Genomic DNA, 1,332 nt, shown 5'->3' with positions numbered 1-1,332 from the left:
CGGTGACGGCGACCTCCCGCTAGCCACCGGCACCCGCCTCCACCAGCACCAGCGTCCCCGTGCTGCCCGGCCGCACGGCGTGCCGCACACCCGCCGCCACCTCGTGGAGCCCACCCGGTCCGACCGTCACCTCGACGCCGTCCACGAGCAGTTCGAGGCGCCCGTCGAGCACCAGCAGCAGCTCCGCCGTGTCGTGCACCTCGACCGGCAGCGCCCGCCCGTCCATCCGCAGCACCTTCACGGCGGCCGTCCCCACCCGCCCGAGCACGGCGGACTCCCACGGCGCGGGCAGCGCGGACGCCGTCTCGTACAGATCGACCGGGTTCATGGCAGGCCTCCTCGGCGAGCGTGGCTCGCGCTGGTGTTCGGAAGGGACGTCACCGGACGCTACCCGCGCACCCGGGCCGGTTGGTCGACCGTTTGGCAAAACCTCGCCGGCCCCGGTCCCGCCGACGGCCCCGGTCCCGCCGACGGTTCCGAGACATAGCCACAACTTCGCCACAAGAACGTTCGTACGACGCCCGGTTCGGCCGTCTCCCTGGAAGCATCCCTGCTGGGCACCGGGGAGGTGTCCGTGGACGCGATCGACTGGGGGTTGCGATGAACGCTCCGGCCAAGGCCGCGAGGCCGCCACTGGACCGGTCCCGGCTCGCCGGAACGGTGGCGGCGTCGGGCCTGCTCGCCCTGGCAGGACTGGCCACCGCCGTCCTCGGTTTCAGCTGGTTCCTCGACGCCAACGACGCCGCGCTCGGCTACCGCTCCGCCCCGGTGTGCGGAACGGCGCAGCACGCGACCGGCACGGACTGCGTGCGGCGCGAGACCGGCAAGGTGACGGACCGGTACACCGTCAGCGGCGACGGAACCACCTACATCGTGAAGGTGGCACGCGAGGCGGCCCCCGCCCACCGCTACGAGGTCACCGGGAACCTCTACACCGCTGCCGAGGTGGGCACGGACGTGGACCTGACGCTCTACCGGGGACGGGTGGCCGAGCTCTCCTCCCAGGGACACCGCTCCGGCACTCTGGGCACGCCCTGGCTCCCCTCCCTCAAGGTGTCCCTGCTGGCCGGCCTGGGAGCGACGCTCACGATCCTGGGCCTGACCTGGTCACGCGCGGGCACCCGGGCGGCCTCCTTCGCCCTCGCCATGGGCGGCTTCACCGCCGTCACCGCGATGCTCGGCTGCCTCGGCCTCATCACGACGTCCCTGCCGGTCGCCGCCCTCCTGGCCGTCCCGGTCCTCGGCTGGCTGGCCATGACCGTCTCCGCCACCGTCATCGTCCGGGACTCCTGACATCCCCCGTACAGAACACGGCTGTCGGCCTCCAGCCCG

Annotated in this window: 2 protein-coding genes; one reads left to right on the top strand and one right to left on the bottom strand. The window is 73.0% G+C overall.

Translation table 11 applies throughout. The features are described 5' to 3' along the window. Positions 1–19 precede the first annotated feature (19 nt). Positions 20–328 carry a cupin domain-containing protein gene (locus ABD308_RS24750; RefSeq protein ID WP_344338727.1) on the bottom strand — a complete coding sequence of 103 codons (309 nt, stop codon included), beginning with the start codon at positions 326–328 and terminating at the stop codon, positions 20–22. Positions 329–600: 272 nt separating this feature from the next. On the opposite strand from ABD308_RS24750, the gene ABD308_RS24745 reads away from it, so the two are divergent. Next, a complete protein-coding gene (locus ABD308_RS24745) occupies positions 601–1,293 on the top strand; it encodes a hypothetical protein (RefSeq protein WP_344338725.1) in 693 nt (230 codons plus the stop codon). Positions 1,294–1,332 lie beyond the last annotated feature (39 nt).

Source organism: Kitasatospora putterlickiae (genome assembly GCF_039527695.1).
Lineage (GTDB): Bacteria > Actinomycetota > Actinomycetes > Streptomycetales > Streptomycetaceae > Kitasatospora > Kitasatospora putterlickiae.
Note: the sequence above shows the minus strand (reverse complement) of the source record. Positions and strands in the feature narration are given on the sequence as shown.

Bases quoted from the DNA above. Each gene is read 5' to 3' on its own strand.
- ABD308_RS24750 (WP_344338727.1), bottom strand. From the start codon at position 328: ATGAACCCGGTCGATCTGTACGAGACGGCGTCCGCGCTGCCCGCGCCG.
- ABD308_RS24745 (WP_344338725.1), top strand. From the start codon at position 601: ATGAACGCTCCGGCCAAGGCCGCGAGGCCGCCACTGGACCGGTCCCGG.